Genomic DNA, 25228 nt, shown 5'->3' on the forward strand with positions numbered 1-25228 from the left:
TCATTACCTTTGCCAGTTTTTATTCGACGGAGGATGATTTGTGTTTAGGGGGCAGCAATGGCGCTGATTGATTAGGAGACGGCAAATGCTCTCGCATTGGATCAGGGTCCTCCGCACGAAACCCCACCTGCCATCGACGAGCCAGCAAGACATTGAACCTCCCAAGGTAGACGAAACGCCAGGCAAACCTCCTGCTGGCGTTTGGGTGGCCGTTTCAGGCGCGCTAGCGGTTGTCGTTTCCATCGTCGCGGCCCTGGGCCTACAAGAAGACTTTTTGCGCAGGATGGTTCGCAATGATCCCGAGGGAACGGCCTGGTCCATCACTGCGGTAATCGTCGGGGCAGCACTGCCTGTCATTTTGCTTCTATTTCCGAGGACTCAGCGGGCGACTCCTGTAGTCACGATTTTCTCCGCGGTTATCATCGTTGCGGGCATGATCGGTGTTTTGCAGACCGGTGCCCGGAGTTTGCATTCTCGGGACATGCCAAGCCTGTCTCTGTCAGCCGCTAAATCATCCTCCGGTGCCGTCACCGTCACATCCGAAGCTACGGCCGCCGCCTTAAGAAGCACCGAAAAAATGCTGCTCCGTATTTACGGAATTGGTTCTTCTGCTGGGGAAGATTCGACTTTGGACCCCTGCCGCGAGTCGAGTTTTCCTTCCCTCGATGTCCCTCCTACCGGTTCACGTGTCCTGCAGTGGGGCGAGGCCGGACCTGATCGTACCGGCACGGCGAAGGTTAGCGATAACCTGGTCATAGCTGGAGATAAGTTCACCTTTGTCTGCGCATACGCTGCCCTCTCCGGGGGAGAGATAAGGGAGGGCGATTTTTTTGCGGCGTCTTTGTTGGATTTGCGAACGCTTACGTCCACAACAACGGAACCGAAACCTACTCCTACGCCGACGACACCATGAGACTTGCACTCCTGTGCCTACAAGGGTGCTTTGCTCTACAAGCTCCGCGTCGAAAGTCTGTGAGTCCGCTGTGAGTTCGGGGAGTCGTTTGGTCACGCTGATAAATGCAGAGATCAATTGGGTTGTTCTCGAAGGTGTCTCGTAACCCGTATGCTTCCTGGGTTAGCCCGCTGAAGGCCGGTCAGACCGAAGCCTGAAGGCTACCCACAGGCCGCATCGCCGGCAAATGTAGGTCTGTGCCGTACCAAGGGCATGGAGTTTCCTGCGGCTCATGGTTCTACCGCAACAGGTGCAGGTGTGTTGGCTGTCAGAGGCCATGGTCCCTGAGCGCCTCGATTAGCTGATCAAGGGTTGGCAGTCCCGAGAGGCCATGGGGTGTGTGATAGACCCGGCAGGCGAGATCATCGGCCGCGGCTCCGGCAGGGAAGATGTCGGCCCCCTCGATGGTGATAGTCGGTGATCCAGCAAATCCGCTGCCCGCGATGTCCGAGGGTGTGATCAGTAGCCGCATGTTCACCTTGACTTCACTCCGTCCCAGGACGGCCAGCGCTTCTTCCAGGCGTTCATGTGCCCGGTCCGAATTGGGGCATTCATCGATGTGCAGCAGTTCGAGTCTCATGATTTCATTCTCCCCGTCCCTGGGCAGCGGACGGTGTCCTCGCCACGGGGACCCCATCGAAGGCACCCATACCTTTACCGTCCAGTCCTCGGGAGCTGCCACCGCGGCACCGTCCCCAGCCAGCGGCGGCCGTACATGGCTTTCAACGCTTCCCATGGGGGGTGTCCATGTAACTTCCGGGTGTTCGCAACTTCCCAGTCTCGAACCACTCGGGAAATGAGACGCTTACGGGAGTGCGAGGCCTAGCTGACGGAAGCGTTTGAGGTTGTCCTCGATGCCCCAGCTGTCACTGACCTGTCCATTCAGGAAAGTAAAAAAGTACACCTCGTCAACCCGCTCAAAGCGCCTGCCGGTCGGGGCATGCCCGCGCCAGACACCGAGGTGAGTACCAGAACAGCGCAGCCTGGCGACGACGGTGTCGCCATCGGCGACCATATGGACGACATCCATCCTGACATCGGGAAAAGACTCCAGAAATGGTCGGACCCACTGACGGGCTTTGGCGGCAGCCTCTGCGGTGTAAAGCTCGCCAAAGGCTGCCAGGTCCCCACGACTGATGGCCTCAACCAGCATGGAAACAACGCGCTTGTTGTGCTCGGCCGTCCCGCTCATGCGTCAACCATAGGACCGCATCTGATGCTGCTACAGTCCCACACCGCCCACAGTTCCAGCTAGAGACTCGTGCTGGGTGGACCTTCAAGTGCACTCGAAGGTCTATGCTAAGCAGCGTGCGAATTTCAGAGCTGGCGGCAGCGTCGGGGGTCCCTGCTACGACGCTGCGCTACTACGAATCGGTAGGGCTGCTCACAGCGAAGCGCGGCACTAACGGATACCGGGACTACGACATTGGTGCGCTCGGCCAGCTGTCGTTCATTGAGGCTGCCAAGCAGCTCGATATGTCGCTACCTGAAATTGTGGATCTTCTGACCGTCATCGAGGCTGAGAGTTGCACTCAGGTGCGTGAAGTTCTTCACCCAAAACTGCAGCAGCGGCTGTTTGAGGTCGATAAACGCCTTGCGGGTCTGCGCCTGCTGCGTAACCGGCTCGACGCGGCAGTGGCCAGGGTTGGTGCCTGTCCGGACAGCGGACGATCCTGCCGCTCCGAATGCGCACTCCTCGGCACTCATCGGGAAACATGCGGCACGCAGACAACGGAACCACAGACGACAGACATCAAAGGAACACGGTGATCATGAACCGCATTATCGGCTGGTGGGACGAACACCAGGTGCTGCTCTACATGGCCGCGATCCTGGCTGGGGCGGCGGTAGGTCTGGCTGCGCCGCAGCTCGCACCGGCCCTGGAACATTCCATCGAACCGGTACTGATCCTGCTGCTGTTTGCCACGTTCCTCGCTGTCCCACTGATCGAGGTGGGCAAAGCATTCCGTGACATCCGCTTCCTGGGGACGGTGCTCGTCGGGAACTTCATCATCGTCCCTGCCGTCGTGTTCGGGCTTTCCCGCTTTGTCGCGGACGACCGCGGGCTGATGCTCGGCGTCCTGCTGGTGCTGCTGACCCCATGCATCGACTACGTCATCGTCTTCAGCGGGATCGGCGGCGGCGCCAGCGCCCGCCTGCTCGCCGCAACCCCGCTGCTGATGCTGGTGCAGATCCTCATGCTTCCGGTCTATCTGTTCCTCTTCGCCGGCGGCGATGTTCTCAACGTGATCGACGTCGCCCCGTTCATCGAAGCCTTCCTCCTGCTGATCGTGCTGCCCCTGGCCGCCGCCGCCACAGTGCAGGCTATCGCCCGCCGCCACCGTGCAGGTCAAGCCATAGAGCAGGTCATGGCTGGTGCGATGGTGCCTCTGATGATGGTCACTCTCGCGGTCGTGATCGGATCACAGATCGCGGCAGTGGGCTCCCAGGTCCTCAATCTCACCCGTGTTATTCCCCTCTACGTGGCCTTCGTCGTCATGGCCGTCATCATTGGAAAAATTGCAGGACGGGCGGTCCGCCTCGACGTCCCGGGCACCCGGGCCGTTATCTTCTCCACGACCACCCGCAATTCCCTCGTCGTCCTCCCACTGGCCCTGGCCCTGCCGCCGGCGCTGAGCATCGCCCCGCTGGCTGTCGTCACCCAGACACTCGTTGAACTGGTTGCCATGGTCGTCCTGGTACGCATCGTTCCTATCATCGTGCCGGAGCACGAGTCACATCATCTGACCAGCGCACAGTCGTAAAAAGGGGCGACGACCAGCTGAGAACGCGGGTCCGATCAGGTAACCGGCAGTCGTGCAGTTTATGGGGTTGGGCGGGTCAGGCTGAGTTGCCGGCCATGAAAGTCGAAGTGCTTTGTCGGGTACGCGTAGACATCGTTGAGCGTCATGCTGGGCGCGAAGAATGGATCCCACCGGTCCGGGAACGCCATGGACCTGGACAGCGACGCTGGGCTCTCGCGCTCCAGGGTGCGGGTGATGGCGTAGATGGTTTTCTCGAGTTTCCGGGCCATCCTCCGCCGGTTAAAGTACACCGCTGCGCTGCGGGAGCCCCAGTAATTGATGATGTCAAAAGGGCGCGTGCCCGCATTCAGGAGCGCGGCGGACCCCTTCCCGACGGGCGCGGGAAGACGGCTAATGAGGTGGACCAGCGGAAGCAGCGCACGGACCACCATGTAGCCGAAAACCATGTGGAAGAGCAGCTCTTCATTGGTCCACTTCGTGCCGTTGCTCTTACTGCGAAGGTCCGCGGCGGTGGCCTCGGCCAGCCACCTATCCAGGTCGTCCCGTGCCCGTCCGTATCCGGTAAGGATCTCGTCCTTTGTCGGCTCCACATTTCCTCCCGGCGCTGGCTGGATTTAGATGCCGGGTGAGCGGCGTTCGATCAGGAGGGTGTCACGCCACTGGCCCTTGAGCGGCCCGTGGGTCATGCGGGCGATGCGCTGCCGGCGGCCGACGATGGTGAAGCCGGTGGACAGGTGGAGTTTGAGGCTTGCTTCGTTCTCGGGGAAGACGCTGGCCTGGATGGTCCAGATGCCCTCGTTCTCGGTCGACTCGATGAGTGCCTGGAGCAGGGCTTCGCCGATGCCCAGTCCCCGGGCAGAGGATGCGACGTACACGGAGTGTTCGACCACGCCGGCGTATACCGGGCGGGCTGATACGGGCGAGACCGCCGCCCAGCCCACGACCGTGCCGTCGGCAGAGGCTGCCACGTGGCGGTGCCCGGGGAGCCTGGACCGGTCGAAGTGCTCCCAATCCGGGGCGGACGCTTCGAACGTCGCGTTCCCGGTGTCGATGCCTTCCTGATAAATGCCCTGCACCTGTTGCCAGTCCGCCGGCTCCATGGCCCGCACGGTCAGTGTGGGCGTCACAGGTTGGCCAGGAGGTTTGCTGCGCGGTCCAACGCGCCGGGGGCAAGGGAGAAGTAGGCCCAAGTGCCGCGCTTTTCGCGTTGCAGCAGGCCCGCTTCGACCAGGACTTTGAGGTGGTGGGACACTGTCGGCTGGCCCAGGTCCAAAGGCTCCGTGAGGTCGCACACGCAGGTCGACCCGGAGGGGGAGGCCTTGATGATGGAGAGCAGTCGGAGCCGGTTCGGGTCAGCGAGGGCCTTGAAAACCAGCGCCTGCTGCTTGGCCTCCTTGACGCCCAGGGCAGTGTCTTCTGCCGGCGGACAGCAGGTGGTGTCCGTGGTTGGCTCAAGAACGGGCAGCAAATTCATCTACCCATTATGCGCTTATATTGACATCCATCAATAAGCGCAGGGGCGCCGGTTTGTCGGGGCTAGGACTTTACCTTGTCCGCCTCGTGCGGGAGCACCACGTTATCGGCGGCGCGGCCGGCGGAGGGGAAGAAGAGGAGTACCAGACCCAGCCCTGCCGCGGCGCCGATGAGCTGCGCTAGGACGAACGCGGGCACGGAGGCAGGGGCGATCCCGGCGAAGGTGTCGGAAAAGATCCGGCCGACCGTCACGGCGGGGTTCGCGAAGGAAGTCGAGGACGTGAACCAGTATGCGGCCCCGATGTAGGCGCCGACGGCCGGTGCGGCCAGGACACCCCGCTTGGTGGCCGCGAGGGTGAAGATCAGCAGGATCAGACCGGCGGTGGCAACGACTTCACCGAGCAGGTGCCCGCCGGTGGCACGGTCCTTGCCCGAGATCGACGTTCCGACCTCAAACATCGCATTCGCAACCACGCAGCCACTGATGGCCCCGATCGCCTGGGCGACAATGTACGCCCCGAGCTCCGGCAGGGTCAGGCCCCTGCCGCTGCGCCGGCCCAGAAGCCAGTCCACGAGCGAAACGACGGGGTTGAAGTGCGCTCCGCTGACCGGCCCGAAGACCAGGATCAGGACCGTCAGGCCCAGCACCGTGGCAGTGCTGTTCTGCAGCAGCTGCAGACCGACGTCGTTGGGGGAAAGCTGCTGGGCCATGATCCCTGAACCCACGATGATCGTCACGAGCAGGCTGGTGCCCAGAAGTTCGGCGACGGCGCGGCGCCACAACGGAGGCTGGTTTGTAGTCATGGCACCAAGCTTGACTCAAGATATTAACTCAGTCAAAATTGACTCAATGAGTACTGAATCAGCAGATGTGTTCCAGTCGCGGGTCGCCAAGCATGCAGCCCTCGCCGATCCGGCGCGGCTGCGCATTGTCGACCTGCTGACGCTCGGCGATTTCTCGCCCACGGAACTGCAGACCGAACTGGGCATGCCCTCGAACCTGCTGTCCCACCACCTGCGCGCCCTTGAGGGAGCGGGCCTGGCGACCCGGCACCGCTCCGAGGCGGACAAGCGCCGCAGCTACATCCGCCTGGCCGCCGGCGCCCTGGAAGGACTAGCGCCCGGCATCGAACACGCCGCCACCCGCATCCTGTTTGTCTGCACGCGGAACAGCGCACGCTCCCAGTTGGCCGCCGCCCTCTGGCGCCAGGTCAGCGACATTCCCTCCACCTCCGCCGGGACCCACCCGGCTGACCGCATCGCCCAGGGCGCCATCGATGTGGCACGCCGCCATGGCATGGACCTGCCGGAAGTTCCGCCCCGGAAACTGGATGGCATCACGGGCGGTGATTTCGTCGTCACTGTCTGCGATAACGCCCATGAGGAAATCACTAACTTCCGCGCCGTCCACTGGTCGGTGCCGGACCCCTTGCGGATCAACACCGAGGAGGCCTTTGAGTACGCCTTCAACGACATTTCCCACCGCATCAACGACCTCGCGCCCCGGCTGCACGCCGCCTGATAAGCGCCGTTCCGTCTGCTGGTGAACCCAGCCAGGCAAAAGGAATCCGCGGGAGCACCGCTCTATATATTGACAATCATCAATCAATCGTCCGATACTCCATACATCGATCAACATCAATATCAAGACGCAGATGTGTGGGCGCGACGGCTTCAACCCGAACCGATCCACCAACTGATCCAGGAGTGACCCCGTGAGCACCGAAACCGCCAAGAAGCCTTCCGTCCTGTTCGTCTGCGTCCACAACGCCGGCCGCTCCCAGATGGCCGCCGCGTTCCTTACCACCCACGGCAAGGGCCAGATCGAGGTACGCTCCGCGGGCTCCCAGCCCGCCGACAAGATCAACCCCTCCGCCGTTGAGGCCATGGCCGAGCTCGGGATCGACATGTCCGCCGAGGTCCCCAAGGTCCTCACCACCGAAGCCGTCAAGGAGTCCGACGTGGTGATCACCATGGGCTGCGGCGATGAATGCCCGTACTTCCCGGGCAAGCGCTACGAGGATTGGGTGCTGGAAGACCCGGCCGGCAAGGGCGTCGAGTCCGTCCGCCCCATCCGCGATGAGATCAAGACCCGCATCGAGGGCCTGATCGACTCCCTGATCCCGGCCGCCAAGTAACCCGGCCCCTGAAGGAACACGCCCATGAGCAACGAACAGCTGATCATCATCGGCTCCGGCCCCGCCGGGTACACCGCAGCCATCTACGCCGCCCGCGCCGGCCTCGAACCACTCGTGCTGGCCGGATCGGTCACCGCGGGAGGTGCCCTGATGAACACCACCGAGGTGGAAAACTTCCCCGGCTTCCCCGGCGGCATCCAGGGGCCCGAACTGATGGACGGGCTGCAGGAACAGGCCGAGAAATTCGGCGCCAAGGTCGTATTCGACGACGTCACTTCCGTTGACCTGAAGGGCCACCTGAAGACCGTGGTCACCGGCGGCGGGGAAACCCACCAGGCCCCGGCGGTCATCCTGGCCACCGGCTCCGCTTACAAGGAACTCGGCCTGCCCGAGGAGAAGAAGCTCAGCGGCCACGGCGTGTCCTGGTGCGCCACCTGCGACGGGTTCTTCTTCCGCGAACAGAACATCATCGTCGTCGGCGGCGGGGACTCCGCCATGGAGGAGGCAACCTTCCTGACCCGATTCGGGAAGTCCGTGACCGTCGTCGTGCGCAAGGGCGAACTGCGGGCCTCCCGCATCATGGCCCAGAGGGCCAAAGACAACCCGAAGATCAGCTTCGCCTGGAACTCCGCCATCACCGCCATCCACGGCGACACCAAGGTCACCGGCGTGACCCTCACCGATACCCGCAACGGGGAGACCCGCGAGCAGGCCGCCACCGGGATCTTCGTGGCGATCGGCCACGTCCCCCGGACCGAACTGGTGGCAGGGCAGGTGGACCTGGACGCCGGGGGCTACATCAAGGTCGACGCGCCCACCACGGTCACGAACCTTTCCGGGGTGTTCGCGTGCGGCGACGCCGTGGACCACCGCTACCGCCAGGCCATCACGGCCGCCGGCACCGGCTGCGCCGCGGCCCTGGACGCCGAACGTTACCTCGCTGCCCTGGACGACGCGGACAGCATCGCCACGGCGTTAGTCGAAGAACCCATCCACGCCTAAACCGGGAACACGGGAGGGGGTGAGCTTCATGACCAACGGATGCTGCGGCGACTCAGGTTGCTGTGACGACGAGGACTGCTGCTAACCACCATCCCCGGGCGCCTGCCGGCCCACCGGCCGGCAGGTGCTCCCCAACCACAATCGCACCACCACTACGGATGAAAGAGGACACCATGGATTCAGCGAAGAACCTTCCGGTCGCCGTGATCGGCGCCGGGCCCATTGGCCTGGCCGCCGCGGCCCACCTACTCGAACGGGGACTGGAACCGCTGATCCTTGAAGCCGGCACGTCGCCGGGGGCGGCCATTGAACAGTGGCGCCACATCCGTCTCTTTTCACCGTGGCGGTTCAACACCGACGCCGCGGCCGTCCGCCTCCTCGAGGCAGCCGGCTGGGAAGCACCCCGGCCCACAGCCCTGCCCTACGGCGGGGAACTGATCGACAACTACCTGACACCCCTGGCCGCCCTTCCCCAGATCGCCTCGCGTCTGCAGACCGGAGCCCGGGTCCCCGCCGTCACCCGGCAGGGCCTGGACAAGACCCACATCAAGGGCCGCAACACCACACCCTTCGTAGTGCGGGTCGAGCACAGCGACGGCGAAACCCGCGACCACACCGTGGCAGCAGTCATCGACGCCTCCGGCACCTGGTCCACCCGCAACCCGCTCGGCACCTCGGGCCTGCCCGCCATCGGCGAAGAAGCAGCACAGGACCGCATCTCCACGCCGCTGCCCGACGTCACCGGCCGCGACCGCGCCGCCTTCGCCGGCCGCCGCGTCCTCGTCGTTGGTGCCGGACACTCCGCCGCCAACACCCTCATCAATCTCGCCGACCTCACCAAAGAAGAGCCGGACACCCGGATCCTGTGGGCAGTCCGGGGCGCAACAGCGGACAAGGTCTACGGCGGCGGCGACCTCGACGGGCTGCCCGCGCGCGGCCAGCTCGGCGCCCGGGTCCGCCGCCTCGTGGAAGCCGGAAAAATCGAACTGCACACCGGGTTCGGCATCAGCACCCTGAAGAGCATCGATTCCGGAGTGACGGTCGAAGCCGTGGATGGCCGTACCCTGGAAGCCGACATCGTCATTCCCTGCACCGGCTTCCGCCCGGACCTGAACATCCTGCGCGAACTCCGCCTCAACCTGGACCCCGCCGTCGAAGCGCCCATGGAACTGGGCCCGCTCATCGACCCCGAATTCCACTCCTGCGGCACCGTCCCGCCACACGGCGCAAAACTCCTCGCCCACCCGGACAACGACTTCTACATCGTCGGGATGAAGTCCTACGGCCGTGCGCCCACCTTCCTGCTGGCCACCGGCTACGAACAGGTCCGCTCCGTCGCTGCCGCCCTCGCCGGCGACCAAGAATCAGCCGACACCGTCCACCTCGAACTTCCCGAGACCGGGGTCTGCTCCACCGACGCCGGCACCAGCTGCGACGTCCCCGCCACTGCATCCGCCCCCGCGGAGTCCGGATGCTGCACCGCACCCGAACCGGTGCTGGTGGGCTTCCCCACCGGCCTCGCCCACGGCCGCTCCGGCACCAACAACTGACCCGGTCAACGAAAAACCCCTTGGAGAGCTGTCATGACTGAACACCGCGACACCGGCCTTGGCCTGCAGGACAACACCGAGCTCCTGCACCGCATCAGTGAACGGCTCGCCGAGCGGTTCGCCGGGATCTTCGCCGCCGAAACCGTCGAACGCTACCTCTTCGAGTCCTACACGGCACTGGCCCGGACCGCGAAAATCAACGCGTACCTGCCCACCACCACCGAACACTTCGCCAACGACCGGCTGGCAGCCCTGGCCAAGTCCAAGGGAGCAGTAGGCTCCGAGGTGCCTGAGGTCCTGTTTGTCTGCGTGCAGAACGCCGGACGCTCCCAGATGGCCGCCGCCCTGCTCACCGTCGAAGCCAAGGGCAGGATCCACGTCCGGTCCGCCGGGTCCCTGCCCGCGGCCGAACTGGATCCGAGCGTCGTGGCCGTGATGGCCGAGATGGGCCTGGACCTGACCAGGAACTATCCCAAGCCGCTGACCGATGATGTCGTCCGTGCCTCCGACGTGGTCATCACCATGGGGTGCGGGGATTCCTGCCCGATCTACCCCGGCAAACGCTATGAGGACTGGGACCTGCCCGACCCGGCCGACCAGCCCCTCGAAATCGTCCGGGACATCCGGGACCAGATCCACGAACGGGTCAAAAACCTCGTTGCTTCACTTCCCGCCGTCCCACTCACAAAGGAAACAACCCACTCATGACCCAAGAAAAGACTCCGTCCGTGCTGTTCGTGTGCAGCAAGAACGGCGGCAAATCCCAACTCGCCGCAGGCCTCATGCGTGACCTCGCAGGAGACGCCATTGCTGTCTATTCAGCCGGCACCAAGCCAGCCAAGTCCCTGAATCCGCAGGCAGTGGAGTCCCTGACCGAACTGGGCATCGACGTCACCGGCGAACACCCCAAACCGGTCACCGACGAGGTCCTGGACACCGTGGACGCCGTCATCGTCCTGGGCACCGAAGCCAAGCTTGAACCGCGCGAAGGGAAGCGCTTCGAGGTCTGGGAAACGGACGAGCCCTCCGAACGCGGAATCGAAGGCATGGAACGCATGCGCCTGGTACGGGACGATATCAAAGCCCGGGTCCAGGCCCTCTTCACGGAGCTCACCGGGAACTAGCCATGTCCGCCCCGGCGCCGTCACGGACACTGGCCGCGGAGGGGCCACCCCGCGGCGGGTTGGCCGTCCTGTGCGTCACCCAAGTCACCGGCGGGGCGTGCTCTACTACGCACTGCTGGCAGCGGTCCGGCCCATCAGTGCTGACACCGGCTGGGACCCTGCCCTTGTCACCGGGGCCTTTTCGGCCGGGCTGGTGGTCTCCGGGGTGGCCGGGATCACCGTCGGCAGGATCCTGGACGGGACCGGCCCGCGCAACCTGATGATCGCGGGATCGCTGGTCGGAGTGCTCGCTCTGGTGCTCGTGGGGCTGGCACCGAACCTGCCCTGGTTCGCGGCGGCCTGGCTGCTGGCCGGCACGGCACAGGCCGCGGTGCTCTACCAACCGGCGTTCACCGTGATCAGCCGCTGGTACGGCCCCGCCCGGGTCCGGCCGCTGACCATCCTGACCCTCGTGGCAGGATTCGCGTCCACCATCTTCGCGCCGCTCACCGCTTCCGTCTGCAACGCGGTCGGGTGGCGCGGAGCCTTCCTCGTCCTCGCCGGATTGTTCGGTGCCGTGACCGTGCCGCTGCACGCCCGATGCCTCAACCGGTCCTGGCAGCACGTGAGCCGTGGCGCCCTGCTGATCGAGGAGCGGGCACTGGTCCGCGGCATCCGCCGCAGTCCTGGCTTCGTGGGCCTGCAGGCCCTCATGGTCCTGCTCTGCCTCGGCCTGTATACCGTGACGCTGAACATCATCCCTCTCCTCATGGAAAAAGGAGCCGACTACACCGCCGCCGCCCTTGGCCTTGGACTGGTCGGTGCAGGACAAGTCGGCGGCCGCCTGCTCTTCGCCGCCATCCCCGCCAAAGCCCGCATCACAGTCGTCACCGGAACCGCTACCGGCGCCCTCCTCCTGCTCGCCCTCCTGCCGGGGTCGGTCCCGCTGCTGATCGGGGCCGGGATGCTCGCCGGAGCCGTCCCGTGGCTGCCAGAGACACTCCTGCAGGCGACAATCGTCGCCGATCGGTGGGGAGCAACCAGCCTGGGCACCCTTCAAGGCAGCTTCGCTGCACCCCTCACAGTCGTCACCGCCCTCGCCCCGGCAGCAGGCCCGGCGATCGCCGCATGGCTTGGCTCATTCAACGCCATGACTGCAGCCATGGCCGCCGCCACCGGAATCGCCCTGCTTATCGCTGCCGGGTCGCTGCTGAGAAGCTCCCATGCCCGATGAGGACTGGCCCGACGGCCCCATTATTCTCGGCGTCGATTGGAACTTCTCTGAGCACCTGATCCGGACTGCTGCAGCCCTCGCGGCCGCCCTGAAAGTGCATCTCATCTGTGCGTTCGTCGATCCGGCCAGCTACCTCACCGAATGGGCGCCGGGGAACCAACGCACAGCTCTTTCCCTGGACCCAAGCGTCAATGAAGAAGCCGAATACCCGTCGGGGCACCTGCAACGGAAGCTTGAAGCCATTCTCGGGAAACCAGGGGAAACGTGGTCCTTCCGCATGATCAACGGCGACGTTCCCAAGGCCCTTAACCGTTTGGCGGAGAACACCGATGCAGCATTGCTCATCGTCGGGGCAGGCAGGCCAGGAACCCTTGCTTGGCTGGACAGGACCCTCGAAGGGGCCGTGCCTGTGACTCTGACCCACCAACAACAGCGGCCGGTCCTCATCGTTCCCGAGCCCCGCACCTAGCGCTGAAGGGTCGAGCGGTCGGATCACGCTTCGCATCAACTGGGTGTCTCGAAACCTCCGCGCCTCGAAACCCTAGCGATACAAGTCAGCTCCGGGGGGCAGTCATGCGACAGATAGCGATCACACAACGCCGCCATTTATCGGCAAACTCCACAATCGTGGTGTTCGGGGCGAACCGCTGCAAAGAGGTGTCTTTCTGCGGAAACCCGCCGTGGGGACGACGCCGTTCAGGATCGCTTCGTCGCTTGGCTCGGTACACAGTCACGTCGCTGCTTAACGCTTTTCGGATAGGTTCTTAGCCCGGTCAGGGTTGCCGTTTTGGAACAGTGAACCCCTTCAAAAATTAAGGCGCTTTGCCGTCCCTCAATGAGCGCCAGCAAAATTGACCCGCTATCGGACGGCTTGGCGCCGTGCCAAGATAAGGCCATGCGCATTGAGGAGTGGTGGCCAAAGATGGACCCGTCAACCCAGCAATGGTTGATCAACAACAACGGTGACGTCGTGCCGTCGAACATCCTTGATCAGATCACGGCTGTGGCAGGCACACCTACGGCAGATGCATCCTGGGTCGGGGACAGCGCTCCGGGGCAATTTTTCCTCTCAGATGAGGCAATCGACTGGATTGAGGAAACGGCAAACGACGAGGTTTCTGAGGACGAGTAGCTCATCCGTTTCGGGTCAACAGATCGCCGGACGGCTTACGGGAACACCTTCTCGAAGAGGGTCGGCCATTGGGGCTTTATGGGTATCCGGCTTCCCGCCGTCTGCACAGTCGCCGGCCTTTGTCTGGGCCTTTCCTCCTGCAGAATGCAATCCGGTGCAGAAAATCGGACGAGCCTTTCCGAAGCTCCATCTGCGCGTAACACCGGCTCCGAGAACAGCATATCCACGCATCCAACAGCCCCGCCGGTTGCCTGTTGAATATCGAATGAACCACCATCAGGTCCAATGACAAGAAGCGGGGGCGGATCAACGCCATGCGCTTCTTCCTCAACCAGTTCGACTACGTCGACAAGGACCCCTCGGTAGTGTACGAGCCGGACCCGCTGATCGTGCGCCGCGGACGAGACGCCGCCGGCGACTAAGCGGGAGCTCTAACTACACGGTTTCGGGCGCTTCTTTCATCCAGGGTTGGGCTGCGCGTCCCAACGCAGCAGGCGCTTCCTGGCGGAATTCCGCGCAAAAGCAGGACGCCGCAGAGCAAATCCAGCGGCTCCCAGCGGCCGGCCGCTAACAACTCACAGGCACTGCACCGGCTACCCGTGCGCCGCGAGGCGCCGGATCAAATCGCCCCACAACCCGGACCTGTCGACCTGATGATGGACCACCGATCCCGGTAGAACACGAATTGAATGTGAGTCGTGACCCGGCACAAACGGCACGAGGACACTGTCACCAAGATTTAGCGTCCCGCCCAGTTGCACGAACGGGGGCACGTCGACCAGGCGCTCCGCCAGCCACGAGCCGACCGGCGAGGCGGCAGCAAGGTCGTTCTTCACGGCATCCGCCGCAACGGTCATTGCTGTGTACTCCTCGAAGGGAACCCGGACAACTGGCATCCCCGATGCCAGTACCTGCGCCACCGCGTCAGGATCGGTGTCCGAGTTGTACTCTCCCCCGCCCGGCTCAGCCAGCGTGCCGCCCACCCACACCAGCGTTGCCCTGTCACGGAGCGAAGGGTCCAGCCGGAGGGCAGCAGCAACGTTAGTCAGTGGTCCCCCGCACAGCACCGTGGTCCGGTCAAAGCGCGCGGACATCTCAACGATCGCTCGCGCCGCAGCGCTGACCTGCTCCTCAGTAACCCCAGTGGACTCCGCGCCGGCAACGACCCGCACATCATGTCGCTCCATCAGCTCGACGAGGTGCCCGGCGAGTTCCCGGCCACCGGTAGCTGTAGTTGCCGGGTCCGCACCTGCCAGTGGGGCCAGTCCCGGATCCAAGGGTGACGTGGTAACCAGTACGGCACCACCCGGCCCGGCCCGCAGAAGGATGTGGGCCAGGGCAACAAAGCCGTCAGGGTCGCCGGCGTAGTCATTGTCCACGACGAGCAGGTCCGCGGAGGCTCTCCCCAAAGCCGTCACGGCGCCTACGCCCCCGCCGGGATGGCAAGCGCGGCGGGCGCGGTGAAGCTGTGCGTGCCGCCGCCGATGCTGCGGGTCTCACCGCCCGGAAGTACGACGTCGGCCTCCACTCCCCCAGGTACCGTCGCCTCGAGGTGGAGGGCGCCGTCGTCGAGCTTCCATTCCACGCGGACGGTTCCGTGCGGCGTCTTCAAGGACGTTTTGGCCCACTCGATGCCCTCGCCGGGCACCGGCGCGATCCGCACCTTGCTGTACCCCGGTGCGAGCGGGCTGATGCCGCCCACCCCCTTGTGCAGCCAGTCCGCCACGGCGCCGAGGGCGTAGTGGTTGAAGCTGGTCATCTCGCCGGCGTTGATGGTGCCGTCCGGCAGCATGGAGTCCCAGCGCTCCCAGATGGTGGTGGCGCCCATGGTCACCGGGTACAGCCATGACGGGCAGCCCTGTTCCAGGAGCAGGCGGTAGGCGTCCTCGCTGTGGCCGGTGTCCGTGAGGGCGCCGGTGATGAACGGGGTGCCGGCGAAGCCGGTGGACACGCGGTAGTCGTTCCTCCGGACCAGCTCGGCGAGGCGCTCCCCGGCGAAGTCCACCTGCTCGGCGCCGGGCAGGATGCCGAAGGAAATCGCGAGGGCATAGACCGTGGTGCAGTCGCTGTGGATGGTGCCGTCGGCGGCCACGTAGTGCTCCAGGAACGAGGCCCGGACCCGCGCGGCGAGCTGCCCGAAGTACTCGGCGTCGTCCTGGTGTCCCAGCAGCCGTGCCGTCTGGGCGGTGATGGACGCGGTGCGGAACAGGCACGTGGTGGCCACGACGCCGGTGTCGGCCTTCGCGTCCCACGGCTTGTCCGGATCGGCGTCCGGGTCCAGCCAGTCACCGAACTGGAAGCCCGTGTCCCAAAGCCCGGTGGATGAGAGCAGCCCCTCCACCCGGCGGGTATGCGTGGTCATGGATTCGTACTGGTTCTTCAGCACGGTGTCATCGCCGTACGCTTCCCACAGCGCCCACGGAACCCACACGGAAGCTTCGCTCCACAGCGCGGAGGATTCCGGCGCGGGAAACTCGGGCGGCTGCGGGCAGTACTTCAGGGCGTCCGGGACGGTGATGGGCACCAGGCCGTCGGCCGCCTTCTGCTCGGCCGCGAGGTCCAGGAGCCAGTCCTGGAGGAAGCCCTTGACGTTGTAGAGGAACGCCGCGGTGGGCGCGAAGACGGCGATGTCGCCGGTCCACCCGAGCCGTTCGTCCCGCTGCGGGCAGTCCGTGGGCAGGTCCAGGAAGTTGCCCCGGAGCCCCCAGACGATGTTGCGGTGCAGCTGGTTGACGAGGTCGTTGGAGCATTCGAAGGTGCCGGTGCGCTCCAGCTCGGAGTGGACCACCACGGCCTCCAGTGAGTCCGCTGTGAACGTACCCGGCCAGCCGGAGACCTCTGCGTAGCGGAAGCCGTGGAACGTTTTGGTGGGCTCGAAGAAGTCCTCGCCGCCGGACAGGATGAACGTGTCCGTGGCCTTGGCCGAGCGCAGGGGGCGGACACCCAGCTCGCCGTCCTCCAGCACTTCCGCGTGCCGGACCGTGATGGCGTGCCCTGCTTCGCCCTGGACGGTGAACCGGAGCCAGCCCACCAGGTTCTGGCCGAAGTCCACCAGCGTCTTGCCGGCGGGCGAGGTAAAGATTTCCTGGGGTTTGACGACGGCGGTGCGCACGACGGGCGGGCCCACCGGCTCCGCCAGCCGTCCGGCGTCGAACTCGAGCGCGTGCACCCCGGCCCAGGCGGCAGTCGTGCCGGCGCCGAAGCCCGGCACCGCCCAGCCGGGCTGGTTCCGGCGGGCATCGATCGTCTGCCCGTCGTATAAGTCGTTGAAGGTGGTGGCGGAGGGGCCGGACTGCCAGGAGGCGTCCGAGGCAACGGTCTGGACGTGCCCGTCCTCGAATTCGATGTCCAACTGCCCGAAGAAGCCCAGCTCATCACCATAGAGGTTGGACATGCCATGCCAGGCGAGGCGTCCGCGGTACCAGCCGTTGCCCAGCGACACCCCGAGGACGGTGGTGGGCTGCACCAGCGAAGTTACGTCGTAGCTGCGGTAGCGGAGCCGCCACTCGTAGGAGCTCCAGCCGGGGCTCAGCACGTCCTCGCCCACCGGGACCCCGTTGATCAGGGCTTCGTAGACGCCGAAGGCGGTGGCCCGGAGCGTCGCATTGGCCACTGCGCCGTGCCCCTCATCCAACTGGAATTCCTTGCGCAGGAGCGGGGCGCCGTCGAAGTCTTCGTCCGGGGTGATCATGGCTGCTTGCCAGGGTGCCAGTGGCATGGGGTGGTGTTCCGTTCTATGTAGCGGGTTTCAGTTCTGCAGGAAGCGGCAGTCATAGGAGATGCGCGTCCGGCTAAAGCGGTATGACGTCCAGGGCGCTCGGGGCGATAATCTCACCCTCGTAGCCGATGGCTTCTGCCGCAGGAGTTGCCATCGCGAGCCAGGTGGCCGGCGGGTGCGCGACAGGCGTGTAGTGGCTGAACACCAGTTTCCTTGCCCGGGCCGCCAGGGCAACGGCAGGGAGGTCCAGGACGCTTGAGTGCGCTTCGAAAAGGTGCTTCTTCAGCTCCTCTCCCCAAGGGTGGGCAAGGCCGGCAGCAATGCGCTCGATAGCGCTGTTGTCCTGGGTCTCATGGACCAGAACGTCGCACTCTTGGGCAAGCGCGAGAAGGTTTGCGTCCGGAGCGGCGGTGTCGCCGGAAAACACGGCTACCTTGCCTGTGCTTTTGACAGTGAACCGGTAGGCGTAAGCGTCGGCTACTTCCGGACCGTGGAAAACCCGGGTGGCATCCACGCGCACGTTGTCGTCTTCCATGACGTGGACGATGCCGCCCTCCCGGGGCGCTTCCACGTCATGTCCCTCCGGCGCCGTGAAAGTACCAAAGCCGCCACCAGCCTGGAACAGAGCGATTTCGTCCTCGAAGCCGTCGAGGAGGTTCACTGCTTTTTGTTTTGTCCCGGGCGGCCCCCAAATGTTGATGCCGGGAAGGGGCGGCCGGGCTGTCCAGCCGTGCAGCAGGAGCCCGGGCAGCCCGGAGGTGTGGTCCAGATGGTGGTGCGTGATGAAAACCTCCCGTACCCGGGTGAATCCCAATTCGGCATTGACCAGCTGACGGGCTGTGTCCAGGCCGCAATCAACGAGGTACACCACATCATTGACCACGAGGGCAAGGGCGGGCTTGGCCTCGCCGAGGCTGAGCACCGGCCCTCCGTTGACTCCCAGCATGACAATCCGGTCGCCGGTTCCATCCGTTTCATGGGGCCGTTGCTGCTCTGCCATGGGTTGCTCCGATCCGGGGGTCATCAGGCGTAGTGGCAGGCGACGTCGGAGCCGCCCGCGGTGCGCAGGGCCGGGCGTTCGTCGCGGCAGAGGTCGGTGGCCAGGGGGCAGCGGAGCCGGAAGGGGCACCCTCCCGGACCGGGAGTGGCGGCCGCTCCGGTCCGGACGCCGAGGGACTCGCGGGCCTGGCGGCGTGCTGCCTGTTCTGCGGGCCGCGGCACCGGGGACGCTGCCACGAGGGCCTGCGTGAACGGATGCTTGGGGTTCTCGGTGACTGCGGATGCAGGTCCGCTTTCCATTACCTGGCCGCGGTAGAGGACCACGACGCGCTGGGCCAGGAACTGGACCACGGCGATGTCGTGGGCGATGAACAGGTAGCCCAGGCCGCGCTCGTCCCGCAGGTCGGCCAGGAGGTTCAGCACCTGGGCCTGGGTGGAGAGGTCCAGTGCGCTTACGGCTTCGTCGCAGACCACCAGGCTGGGGTCGCAGATGAGGGCGCGTGCCACGGAGATGCGCTGGCGCTGGCCGCCGGAGAACTGGCTCGGGTACCGGTCAACGGCCTCGCGGGGCAGGCCCACGCGTTCCAGCATGTCCCCGGCGCGCTGCCAGGCTTCGGCCGCGTTCACGCCGCGGAGCCGGAGCGGTTCAGCCAGCGAGGAGCCCACGGTGTTCCGAGGATTCAGCGACGAGTTGGGGTCCTGGAAGACGGCCCGCAGGTCCCCGCCCAAAGCCCTGCGCTGGGATGCGCCGGCTGAGGTGATGTCCCTGCCCTGGTAGGTGATGGACCCGCCGGAAACCTTCTGCAGGCCCAGGATCGCCTTGCCGATGGTCGACTTGCCCGAGCCGGACTCCCCCACCAGCCCCACGGTTTCGCCGGGTGCGATGCTGAAGCTCACGCCGTCGACGGCGGCTGGAGCCGCGGCTGCCGTGCGGCCCCGGCCGTAGCGGACCACCAGGTCCTTGACCTCCAGCAGCGGCCGGTCGGCAGCGGGCAGCGGTGCTTCAGGGCGGACCGAGGTTGCGGTGCTCATGCGTGATCCTTTTCAACAGTCCGGGTTTCAGACAGGCTCAATACGTGGCGGGCGGGGATGTCCGTCGCCACCCAGTCCAGGCCTACGACGGCGAGTTCGTCGGCTTTGACGCAGCGCACCACGCCGTCGCCGGCGCCTGAGGGCAGCAGCGGGACGGGGACCGTGCAGGCGGAACCGGCAAACTGGCAGCGGGAGGCGAACCGGCACGTGCTGGGCCAGTCCTTGGGCTGCGGAACTTGGCCGGTGATGGTGGCCAGCCGTTCCGGCATGTCCGCGGCATGGTTGGCGTGCGGGTCCGCGGCCAGCAGGGCCAGGGTGTAGGGGTGGCGCGGGTTGTCCAGGATGCTGTCCGTCCGGCCGTTCTCCACCACCTGGCCCGCGTACATGACGGCCACCTGGTCGCAAAGGTCGGCCACCACGCCGAGGTCGTGGGTGACCATGACCACCGACATTCCGGTGTCCTTCACCAGGCTGCGCAGCAGCGAGAGGATCTCGGCCTGCACGGTGACGTCCAGCGCGGTGGTAGGTTCGTCTGCCACGAGCAGGCGGGGCCGTCCGGAGAGCGCCAGGGCGATGGCCACGCGCTGGGCCATGCCGCCGCTGATCTGGTGCGGGTAGGTCTTGAGGATGCGCGCGGCGTCCACGATGCCCACCTTTTCCAGCAGGCCCAGGGCTTCGGCCTTCGCATCGGCCCTGCCCGTCCCGCGGAGCCGGCGAATAGCGGCGGTGAGCTGGTAGCCCACCGTGAACATGGGGTCCAGGGCGCGCATGGGTTCCTGCGAGATGAGTGCCACCTCGCGGCCACGGATGCCTTCCATGGCCTTCTCGGTGGCCGCGGCCAGGTTCGTGCCGTTCCAGAGGATCTGTCCTTCAGCCACGGACACTCCGGAGGGCAGCAGTCCCAGCAGCGACAGCGCCGTCATGGTCTTTCCGCAGCCTGACTCGCCCACCAGGCCCAGAACCGTGCCGGGTTCGACGTCGAAGGAAACGTCCGTGACGAGCCGGACCCCGTTGTCCACACCTACGGAAAGGTTGCGGACGCTGAGTGTGTCCTTCGCTGAGTCTTTCGGTGCCGGCGCAGCTGCGGCGATCGCGGCGACGGATTTGGCCCGCTGGCGCCGGGCGGCGGCGGAGGGCAGGTGCGAGGCTGTGGCGTTGGGTGCCTTGCCGAGGGCGTTGCCGATCGCGTTGGCGGCCAGGACTGTCAGTGCCAGCACGGCACCGGTGGGCACCATCAGCCAGGGTGCGTCGTAGACGTGCTGCGAGGCGCCCTGGATCATGCCGCCCCAACTCGGTTCCGGGATGGGCGGGCCAAAGCCGATGAACGCCAAACCGGCCTGGATGAGCATGCCGACGGCAAAGATCAGGGCCGCCTGCACCACGATGGTGTTGGTCAGGCCGGGCAGCACATGGCGGAGGCTGATGCCGGCCATGCCCATGCCGTCCACCTTGGCTGCGTCCACATACAGCTGGGACTGCAGGGACTTCGCCTGGCCCAGCATCACGCGGTAGATGCCCGCCGAGATCAGCACGCCCAGGATTCCCATGATCAGCGGGATGTTGGTTCCCACGGCGCCGATGACCGCCAGGATGATCACCGTGCCGGGCAGCGACATCATGATTTCGGTGACGCGGCTGATGACGTTCTCCGCGCGGTCACCGGCAGCTGCGGCCAGCATCGCCAGGAGGGTTCCGAGGCCGACGGCGACAATCACCGTGATCATCGACGTCCCCAGCGTGCCGGCCGCGGAAGCGAAGATGCGGCTCAGGAGGTCCCGGCCCAGTTCGTCCGTGCCGAGCCAGTGGGCGGCGGTGGGTCCGGACAGGACCGCGGTGAAGTCCTGGTCCTCGGTCTTGAAGGGCAGCCACAGCGGCGCAGTCAAGGAGGCGGCCACCAGCGCGGCCAGCCAGATGACCCCGGCGATGCTCGCCGGTGAGCCGAAGAGCTTGCTGCCTGCGAATTTCTTCGCCGCGCTTTGGCCGGGGGTCTGGGGAAGGACGGCAGCCGCCGTCGTGGTTTCATCCGCAGGTGCGGGGGCGGTGTTGGGGATCATGAGGCACGCAACTTCGGGTCGAGGAACTTGGTGGCGAGTTCCAGCACCAGGTTCACGGCGACCACCACAACGGTGGCGATCACCACCACGCCCTGCACGGACGGGGCGTCATGGGTGCTGACGGAGTTCTGGACGGCCTGGCCGAGGCCCGGCATGGCGAACAGCTGCTCGGCGATGACGGAGCCGCCGAAAAGCTGAATGAACTGCAGCGCGATGGCGGCCACGATCGGGAGGCTGGCATAGCGCAGGGCATGGACGTACAGAATTTTCCAGGTGGGGGTGGCGGTGGCCCGGAGGGTACGGATGTGCTCCTGCTGGAGCGCCTCAAGCATGGAAGCCCTGGTCTGGCGGGCAATGAAGGCCCCGCCACCCACGGCCAGGGTGATCACCGGCAGCGCGAGGGACAACGCCCAGTCCTGCGGGGAGTCCTCGAACGGAACATAGCCGGTGGCGGGAAAGACGGAGGACTGGACTGCCAGGAGGTAGACGAAGATGATGCCGATCCAGAAGGCCGGGAGGGCTACGGCCATGCCGGCTACGCCGCCGATGACGCGGTCAACCATGCCGCCCCGGACAGCCGCGGTGACGCCCAGCGCGATGCCAAGGATTCCGCTGAGCAGGGTGGCGCCGGCAGCGAGCGACGCTGTGACGGGAAGCCGGCTGGCCAGGTCCGCGCTCACGGAGCGTCCGTCAATGAGCGAGATCCCGAGGTCACCCTGGACTGCGGCGCCGAGCCAGCTGAAGAACTGGACCAGGAGCGGATCGGACCAGCCGAGCCGACGGTTGACCTCATCGATCGCTTCCTGGGAGGCGCCGGCGCCGAGTGAGACGGCTCCCGGGCTGCCGGGCATTGCGTGCACCAGCAGGAATGCCAGCACCGCAACCACCAGCACGGTGGCCAACGCCATCAGCAGGCGCTTGGTGATAAAGAGTGCCATAGTGACCTCCATCGGTCAGAACTTTCCGGGCGGCCGTCCCGCCAGGGGCGGCCGTCCGGAAGGTTCGGGGGTATTAGCTGGCCGGCTTGTAGGACGAGAGGAGCGGGTAGGCGTTGGTGCCGGCGAACTCCACCGGCGCCACCTTCTTGGTGTTGTAGCCCTGGTTGGTGAGCGCCTCATACAGCGGGATCATCCAGCCGGATTCCACCAGCCGGGTGTTCAGCTTGGTGGCCGCGGCCTTGGCGGCGGCGTCGTCCTTGGCGGCAGCCAGCTCGCCGGTGGCCGCGTTCAGCTGCTCATCGGTGGCCTTCTGCACGTTGGTGAAGCCGTTCAGGATAGCCCCGTACATCACGCCAACCGGGTTGTCCCAGTTCAGCGGCGCGTAGCCCAACGGCGTGGTGGCCACGGCGGCGAAGGCTTCATCCGTTGAGGAGGCCATCTTCACGTTCATGGTGATTCCGACGGCGGCGAGATCCTTCTGGACAGCCTGCAGGTCCGTCTGGGTCTGCGCGCTGGCAATGATGGTGAACTCAAAACCGTTCGGGTAGCCGGCTTCGGCCAGCAGGCTCTTGGCCTTGTCCGGGTTGTAGGCGAACGTGGTTTCTATGTCCTTGCTGAAGCCTGCGGAGTCCTTGGGCAGGGCGTTCCAGGCGGGGATGTCACCCTTGTGCAGTGCGTCCACCAGGGCCTGGCGGTTGATCGCGTACTGGATGGCCTGCCGGACCTTCTCCTCCGCGAACGCGGGGGCGGTCTTGCCGATCTTGTCGAAGGAGATCATGGTGTTGACGGTGCCGCCGATCTGGGTCACACCCACGCCCTTGGACTTGGCGAAGTCAACGGTGTTCGAGGTCAGCATGGCCACGTCGGCCTGGCCGGAAACCAGGGCGTTTGCCCGGGCCTGCGGGTCCTGGACGACGCTGAAGATGACCTTGTCGAAGGTGTACTTCGCGGCTTCCGGGCTTTTGCTGTTCTTCACCAGGACGTATTTGTTGCCCTTCACCGTGCTGGGATCCAGCGTGTAGGGACCGGATCCGTCAGGGGTGGCGGCGAGGCTGGCCGTGTCAGTGACGCCGTTCTTGCCCACGATCATGCCGGTGGTGGATGCCAGGTTCTTCTCGAAGCCGGGCTGGGGCTTGGTGAAGGTCAAGGCCACCTGGGTGGGGCTGACCACGTCAACGGAGGCGATCTCCTGGGCGCCGCCCTTGGCTACGGCGGAGTAGGCGCTCAGGGCGGTATCGGACCGGCGATCGAGGTTTGCCTTGACCAGGTCGGCGTCGAGCTTTGACCCGTCCGTGAACGTCACACCGTCCTTGAGCGTCAGCGTCAGGACGGTGCTGTCGGCGTTGTAGCTGAACTCCTTGGCCAGGCCCGGACCTGCGGAGCCGTCCGGCTGAAGGGTCATCAGGCTCTCGTACAGACCCTCGAAGAACTGCCGCTGCGCAGCTGAAACGCGCAGCGGGTCGAAGCCGAACGATGCGGAGTCGCTGTCGACGGCGAGGGTCAGGGAGCTGGTGTCCGCTTTGGCGGCTGACTGGCTGGAGCCGCCGCAGGCGGTCAGCGATCCCAGCAGGAGCGCGCCGGCCAGAACGGCGGAGCTCGCACGGGCGGTGGAGTTCAGTTTCATGTAGTGCGCCTTTGCATTCTGATGTGACAACGGTGATTGAAGAGCGTGGGGGCCGGGCTGGTGGCCGGCACCCCTCAAGCATCGGCCGGGGGCATTTCGCGCTCACATGAGAATGTCATTGATTGAAAAGGTATTGTGGCCCCGGTCACGCGGCAGGAAAGGATTGACGTCAGGGCAGAGAGGCCCCGTGCGCTGTTCTTGGCGCTGAAACGAAAGGAACCACATGACCACCGCATCACCATTCCCGCAGGACTTCCTCTGGGGCGTCGCCAGCGCCGGGCACCAGGTCGAGGGAAACAACGTCAACAGCGACACCTGGTTCCTCGAGCACCTCCCGGACAGCATGTTTTCCGAGCCTTCAGGTGACGCCGTGGACCACTACCACCGCTACCGCGAGGACATCGCCCTGATCGCAGAGCTCGGGTTCACCACCTACCGCTTCTCCGTGGAGTGGGCCCGGATTGAACCGGAGGAAGGGCACTTCTCAAGGACCGAGCTCGACCACTACCGGCGCATGCTGGAGACCTGCCACGAGCACGGCCTCACCCCCGTGGTCACCTTCCACCACTTCACGTCACCGCGCTGGCTCCTCGCCGTGGGCGGTTGGGAAGGCCCCCGGACCGCGGAGCTCTTCGCCCGCTACTGCGACCGCGTGATGGCGCACCTGGGCGATCTCATCGGCGTCGCCTGCACCCTGAACGAGCCTAACCTGCCGTGGCTGCTGGAGTCCTTCGGGATCGGCGGCGTGGCACCGGAGAACCGTGGCTCAGTGCCGGTGTGGGCCGCGGCCGCGGAACGCCTCGGCGTGGACGCCAGCACGGTGGCCCCGTTCCAGTTCTGCTCCACGGAGGCCGGGTTCGACGTGAAGCTGGCAGCACACCGCGCCGCCACCGCCGCGATCAAAGCCCGGCGGCCGGAACTTCCCGTGGGCTGGACGCTCGCCAACTCAGACATCCAGGCGATTGACGGCGGCGAGGAACTTGCCGACCAGGTGCGCCGCGACGTCAACGAACGCTTTCTGGAAGCATCCCGCGGTGACGACTTTGTGGGAATCCAGACCTACGGCCGCACCGTCTACGGCCCGAACGGCCATGCGCCGGCGCCGGAGGGTGTGCCCACCAGCCAGATGGGTGAGGAGATCTACCCGCAGGCCCTCGAAGCGACCATCCGGGAAGCTGCCAGAATTGCCGGCATTCCCGTGATCGTCACGGAAAACGGCCTGGCCTCCGAGGACGATGCCCAGCGGGTGGACTACCTGCGGACGGCAGTGGACGGTGTGGAGTCCTGCCTGTCGGACGGCATCGACGTCCGCGGCTACATTGCCTGGACCGCCTTCGACAACTACGAATGGGTGTTCGGCTTCGGTCCGAAGTTTGGCCTCATCGCAGTTGACCGCGAGACCCAGGAGCGGACGCCCAAGGAGAGCGCGCACTGGCTTGGCCGGCAGGCACAGGTGCACGCAGCTCAGGCCAACGCCGAGGCCGCCAAGGCACCCCAGCCCGCCTGACCGCCGT

Annotated in this window: 26 protein-coding genes and 1 pseudogene; 14 read left to right on the forward strand and 13 right to left on the reverse strand. The window is 65.6% G+C overall.

Annotated features, from left to right (window positions below; genetic code table 11):
• Window positions 1–85 precede the first annotated feature (85 nt).
• Window positions 86–913 carry a hypothetical protein gene (locus IAQ70_RS09580; protein WP_190989085.1) on the forward strand — a complete coding sequence of 276 codons (828 nt, stop codon included), beginning with the start codon at window positions 86–88 and terminating at the stop codon, window positions 911–913.
• Window positions 914–1220: 307 nt separating this feature from the next.
• Here IAQ70_RS09580 and IAQ70_RS09585 read toward each other — a convergent pair whose 3' ends face one another.
• Together IAQ70_RS09585 and IAQ70_RS09590 are read right to left on the reverse strand one after the other, a co-directional pair.
• Window positions 1221–1532 carry a thioredoxin family protein gene (locus IAQ70_RS09585; RefSeq protein WP_190989086.1) on the reverse strand — a complete coding sequence of 104 codons (312 nt, stop codon included), beginning with the start codon at window positions 1530–1532 and terminating at the stop codon, window positions 1221–1223.
• A 225-nt stretch (window positions 1533–1757) separates the two neighbouring features.
• Entirely contained in the window at window positions 1758–2144 is a 387-nt protein-coding gene (locus IAQ70_RS09590; RefSeq protein ID WP_190989087.1) for an ester cyclase, read from the reverse strand.
• A gap of 116 nt (window positions 2145–2260) precedes the next feature.
• Between IAQ70_RS09590 and IAQ70_RS09595 the strand changes: the two genes are divergently transcribed.
• Complete coding sequence (locus IAQ70_RS09595) at window positions 2261–2722, forward strand: MerR family transcriptional regulator (RefSeq protein WP_190989088.1); 462 nt, start codon at window positions 2261–2263, stop codon at window positions 2720–2722.
• A 2-nt stretch (window positions 2723–2724) separates the two neighbouring features.
• Window positions 2725–3717, forward strand: a complete 993-nt coding sequence (locus IAQ70_RS09600) for an arsenic resistance protein (protein ID WP_190989089.1) — start codon at window positions 2725–2727, stop codon at window positions 3715–3717.
• Between the two features lie 59 nt (window positions 3718–3776).
• Here IAQ70_RS09600 and IAQ70_RS09605 read toward each other — a convergent pair whose 3' ends face one another.
• The 4 genes from IAQ70_RS09605 to IAQ70_RS09620 form a co-directional block, all read right to left on the reverse strand.
• Window positions 3777–4307 (reverse strand): DinB family protein, encoded by a 531-nt coding sequence (locus IAQ70_RS09605; protein ID WP_190989090.1) that lies wholly within the window; start codon window positions 4305–4307, stop codon window positions 3777–3779.
• A gap of 24 nt (window positions 4308–4331) precedes the next feature.
• Entirely contained in the window at window positions 4332–4817 is a 486-nt protein-coding gene (locus tag IAQ70_RS09610) for a GNAT family N-acetyltransferase (protein ID WP_190989223.1), read from the reverse strand.
• A gap of 23 nt (window positions 4818–4840) precedes the next feature.
• Window positions 4841–5191: an ArsR/SmtB family transcription factor gene (locus IAQ70_RS09615; protein ID WP_190989091.1), complete on the reverse strand. Its 351-nt coding sequence runs from the start codon at window positions 5189–5191 to the stop codon at window positions 4841–4843.
• Window positions 5192–5253: 62 nt separating this feature from the next.
• Window positions 5254–5994, reverse strand: coding sequence for an aquaporin (locus IAQ70_RS09620; RefSeq protein ID WP_190989092.1), 741 nt, complete (start codon window positions 5992–5994; stop codon window positions 5254–5256).
• A 46-nt stretch (window positions 5995–6040) separates the two neighbouring features.
• Here IAQ70_RS09620 and IAQ70_RS09625 point away from each other — a divergent pair, with 46 nt between their 5' ends.
• The 10 genes and pseudogenes from IAQ70_RS09625 to IAQ70_RS09670 all read left to right on the forward strand — a co-directional run.
• Window positions 6041–6712 (forward strand): arsenate reductase/protein-tyrosine-phosphatase family protein, encoded by a 672-nt coding sequence (locus IAQ70_RS09625; RefSeq protein ID WP_190989093.1) that lies wholly within the window; start codon window positions 6041–6043, stop codon window positions 6710–6712.
• Between the two features lie 193 nt (window positions 6713–6905).
• Window positions 6906–7328, forward strand: coding sequence for an arsenate reductase ArsC (locus IAQ70_RS09630; protein WP_190989094.1), 423 nt, complete (start codon window positions 6906–6908; stop codon window positions 7326–7328).
• Between the two features lie 24 nt (window positions 7329–7352).
• Window positions 7353–8330 (forward strand): thioredoxin-disulfide reductase, encoded by a 978-nt coding sequence (gene trxB, locus IAQ70_RS09635; RefSeq protein ID WP_190989095.1) that lies wholly within the window; start codon window positions 7353–7355, stop codon window positions 8328–8330.
• A gap of 173 nt (window positions 8331–8503) precedes the next feature.
• Window positions 8504–9880 carry an FAD-dependent oxidoreductase gene (locus IAQ70_RS09640; RefSeq protein ID WP_190989096.1) on the forward strand — a complete coding sequence of 459 codons (1377 nt, stop codon included), beginning with the start codon at window positions 8504–8506 and terminating at the stop codon, window positions 9878–9880.
• A 33-nt stretch (window positions 9881–9913) separates the two neighbouring features.
• Complete coding sequence (locus IAQ70_RS09645) at window positions 9914–10588, forward strand: arsenate reductase ArsC (RefSeq protein WP_190989097.1); 675 nt, start codon at window positions 9914–9916, stop codon at window positions 10586–10588.
• Window positions 10585–11004: an arsenate-mycothiol transferase ArsC gene (locus tag IAQ70_RS09650; protein WP_190989098.1), complete on the forward strand. Its 420-nt coding sequence runs from the start codon at window positions 10585–10587 to the stop codon at window positions 11002–11004. The genes IAQ70_RS09645 and IAQ70_RS09650 overlap by 4 nt, the downstream gene beginning before the upstream one ends.
• Window positions 11005–11074: 70 nt before the next feature.
• The gene (locus IAQ70_RS09655; RefSeq protein ID WP_317983621.1) at window positions 11075–12217 is read left to right on the forward strand and encodes an MFS transporter; all 1143 of its coding nucleotides are present in this window, start codon (window positions 11075–11077) and stop codon (window positions 12215–12217) included.
• Window positions 12207–12686, forward strand: a complete 480-nt coding sequence (locus IAQ70_RS09660) for a universal stress protein (protein ID WP_190989099.1) — start codon at window positions 12207–12209, stop codon at window positions 12684–12686. Before IAQ70_RS09655 ends, IAQ70_RS09660 begins: the two co-directional genes overlap by 11 nt.
• Before the next feature lie 426 nt (window positions 12687–13112).
• Window positions 13113–13349, forward strand: coding sequence for a hypothetical protein (locus IAQ70_RS09665; RefSeq protein ID WP_190989100.1), 237 nt, complete (start codon window positions 13113–13115; stop codon window positions 13347–13349).
• A gap of 272 nt (window positions 13350–13621) precedes the next feature.
• Window positions 13622–13771 (forward strand): annotated as a pseudogene (locus IAQ70_RS09670) (polyphosphate kinase 2); the annotation flags it as partial.
• 171 nt (window positions 13772–13942) lie between these two features.
• On the opposite strand, the gene IAQ70_RS09675 reads toward IAQ70_RS09670, so the two are convergent.
• From IAQ70_RS09675 to IAQ70_RS09705, 7 genes are all read right to left on the reverse strand, one after another.
• Window positions 13943–14767: a nucleoside hydrolase gene (locus IAQ70_RS09675; protein WP_190989101.1), complete on the reverse strand. Its 825-nt coding sequence runs from the start codon at window positions 14765–14767 to the stop codon at window positions 13943–13945.
• Between the two features lie 5 nt (window positions 14768–14772).
• Window positions 14773–17067 (reverse strand): family 78 glycoside hydrolase catalytic domain, encoded by a 2295-nt coding sequence (locus tag IAQ70_RS09680; protein WP_190989102.1) that lies wholly within the window; start codon window positions 17065–17067, stop codon window positions 14773–14775.
• Between the two features lie 73 nt (window positions 17068–17140).
• Entirely contained in the window at window positions 17141–18067 is a 927-nt protein-coding gene (locus IAQ70_RS09685; protein ID WP_190989103.1) for an MBL fold metallo-hydrolase, read from the reverse strand.
• Between the two features lie 23 nt (window positions 18068–18090).
• Entirely contained in the window at window positions 18091–19098 is a 1008-nt protein-coding gene (locus IAQ70_RS09690; protein WP_190989104.1) for an oligopeptide/dipeptide ABC transporter ATP-binding protein, read from the reverse strand.
• Complete coding sequence (locus IAQ70_RS09695; RefSeq protein ID WP_190989105.1) at window positions 19095–21152, reverse strand: dipeptide/oligopeptide/nickel ABC transporter permease/ATP-binding protein; 2058 nt, start codon at window positions 21150–21152, stop codon at window positions 19095–19097. Before IAQ70_RS09695 ends, IAQ70_RS09690 begins: the two co-directional genes overlap by 4 nt.
• Window positions 21149–22102: an ABC transporter permease gene (locus tag IAQ70_RS09700; RefSeq protein WP_190989106.1), complete on the reverse strand. Its 954-nt coding sequence runs from the start codon at window positions 22100–22102 to the stop codon at window positions 21149–21151. Before IAQ70_RS09700 ends, IAQ70_RS09695 begins: the two co-directional genes overlap by 4 nt.
• Before the next feature lie 61 nt (window positions 22103–22163).
• On the reverse strand, window positions 22164–23714 hold the full coding sequence (locus IAQ70_RS09705; protein WP_190989107.1) for an ABC transporter substrate-binding protein: 1551 nt from the start codon (window positions 23712–23714) through the stop codon (window positions 22164–22166).
• Between the two features lie 223 nt (window positions 23715–23937).
• On the opposite strand from IAQ70_RS09705, the gene IAQ70_RS09710 reads away from it, so the two are divergent.
• Window positions 23938–25221: a glycoside hydrolase family 1 protein gene (locus IAQ70_RS09710; RefSeq protein ID WP_190989108.1), complete on the forward strand. Its 1284-nt coding sequence runs from the start codon at window positions 23938–23940 to the stop codon at window positions 25219–25221.
• The last annotated feature ends 7 nt before the right edge of the window (window positions 25222–25228 follow it).

Origin of the sequence: Pseudarthrobacter sulfonivorans (assembly GCF_014712225.1) — a bacterium.
Classification (GTDB): domain Bacteria; phylum Actinomycetota; class Actinomycetes; order Actinomycetales; family Micrococcaceae; genus Arthrobacter; species Arthrobacter sulfonivorans.

Excerpts from the sequence above, each read along its gene's own strand:
- IAQ70_RS09645 (WP_190989097.1), top strand. The coding sequence starts at position 9,914 with ATGACTGAACACCGCGACACCGGCCTTGGCCTGCAGGACAACACCGAG.
- IAQ70_RS09710 (WP_190989108.1), top strand. The coding sequence starts at position 23,938 with ATGACCACCGCATCACCATTCCCGCAGGACTTCCTCTGGGGCGTCGCC.
- IAQ70_RS09640 (WP_190989096.1), top strand. The coding sequence starts at position 8,504 with ATGGATTCAGCGAAGAACCTTCCGGTCGCCGTGATCGGCGCCGGGCCC.
- IAQ70_RS09625 (WP_190989093.1), top strand. The coding sequence starts at position 6,041 with ATGAGTACTGAATCAGCAGATGTGTTCCAGTCGCGGGTCGCCAAGCAT.
- IAQ70_RS09650 (WP_190989098.1), top strand. The coding sequence starts at position 10,585 with ATGACCCAAGAAAAGACTCCGTCCGTGCTGTTCGTGTGCAGCAAGAAC.
- IAQ70_RS09580 (WP_190989085.1), top strand. The coding sequence starts at position 86 with ATGCTCTCGCATTGGATCAGGGTCCTCCGCACGAAACCCCACCTGCCA.
- IAQ70_RS09700 (WP_190989106.1), bottom strand. The coding sequence starts at position 22,102 with ATGGAGGTCACTATGGCACTCTTTATCACCAAGCGCCTGCTGATGGCG.
- IAQ70_RS09665 (WP_190989100.1), top strand. The coding sequence starts at position 13,113 with ATGCGCATTGAGGAGTGGTGGCCAAAGATGGACCCGTCAACCCAGCAA.
- IAQ70_RS09585 (WP_190989086.1), bottom strand. The coding sequence starts at position 1,532 with ATGAGACTCGAACTGCTGCACATCGATGAATGCCCCAATTCGGACCGG.
- trxB (WP_190989095.1), top strand. The coding sequence starts at position 7,353 with ATGAGCAACGAACAGCTGATCATCATCGGCTCCGGCCCCGCCGGGTAC.
- IAQ70_RS09680 (WP_190989102.1), bottom strand. The coding sequence starts at position 17,067 with ATGCCACTGGCACCCTGGCAAGCAGCCATGATCACCCCGGACGAAGAC.
- IAQ70_RS09610 (WP_190989223.1), bottom strand. The coding sequence starts at position 4,817 with ATGGAGCCGGCGGACTGGCAACAGGTGCAGGGCATTTATCAGGAAGGC.
- IAQ70_RS09590 (WP_190989087.1), bottom strand. The coding sequence starts at position 2,144 with ATGAGCGGGACGGCCGAGCACAACAAGCGCGTTGTTTCCATGCTGGTT.
- IAQ70_RS09695 (WP_190989105.1), bottom strand. The coding sequence starts at position 21,152 with ATGATCCCCAACACCGCCCCCGCACCTGCGGATGAAACCACGACGGCG.
- IAQ70_RS09705 (WP_190989107.1), bottom strand. The coding sequence starts at position 23,714 with ATGAAACTGAACTCCACCGCCCGTGCGAGCTCCGCCGTTCTGGCCGGC.
- IAQ70_RS09615 (WP_190989091.1), bottom strand. The coding sequence starts at position 5,191 with ATGAATTTGCTGCCCGTTCTTGAGCCAACCACGGACACCACCTGCTGT.
- IAQ70_RS09600 (WP_190989089.1), top strand. The coding sequence starts at position 2,725 with ATGAACCGCATTATCGGCTGGTGGGACGAACACCAGGTGCTGCTCTAC.
- IAQ70_RS09685 (WP_190989103.1), bottom strand. The coding sequence starts at position 18,067 with ATGGCAGAGCAGCAACGGCCCCATGAAACGGATGGAACCGGCGACCGG.
- IAQ70_RS09620 (WP_190989092.1), bottom strand. The coding sequence starts at position 5,994 with ATGACTACAAACCAGCCTCCGTTGTGGCGCCGCGCCGTCGCCGAACTT.
- IAQ70_RS09660 (WP_190989099.1), top strand. The coding sequence starts at position 12,207 with ATGCCCGATGAGGACTGGCCCGACGGCCCCATTATTCTCGGCGTCGAT.
- IAQ70_RS09690 (WP_190989104.1), bottom strand. The coding sequence starts at position 19,098 with ATGAGCACCGCAACCTCGGTCCGCCCTGAAGCACCGCTGCCCGCTGCC.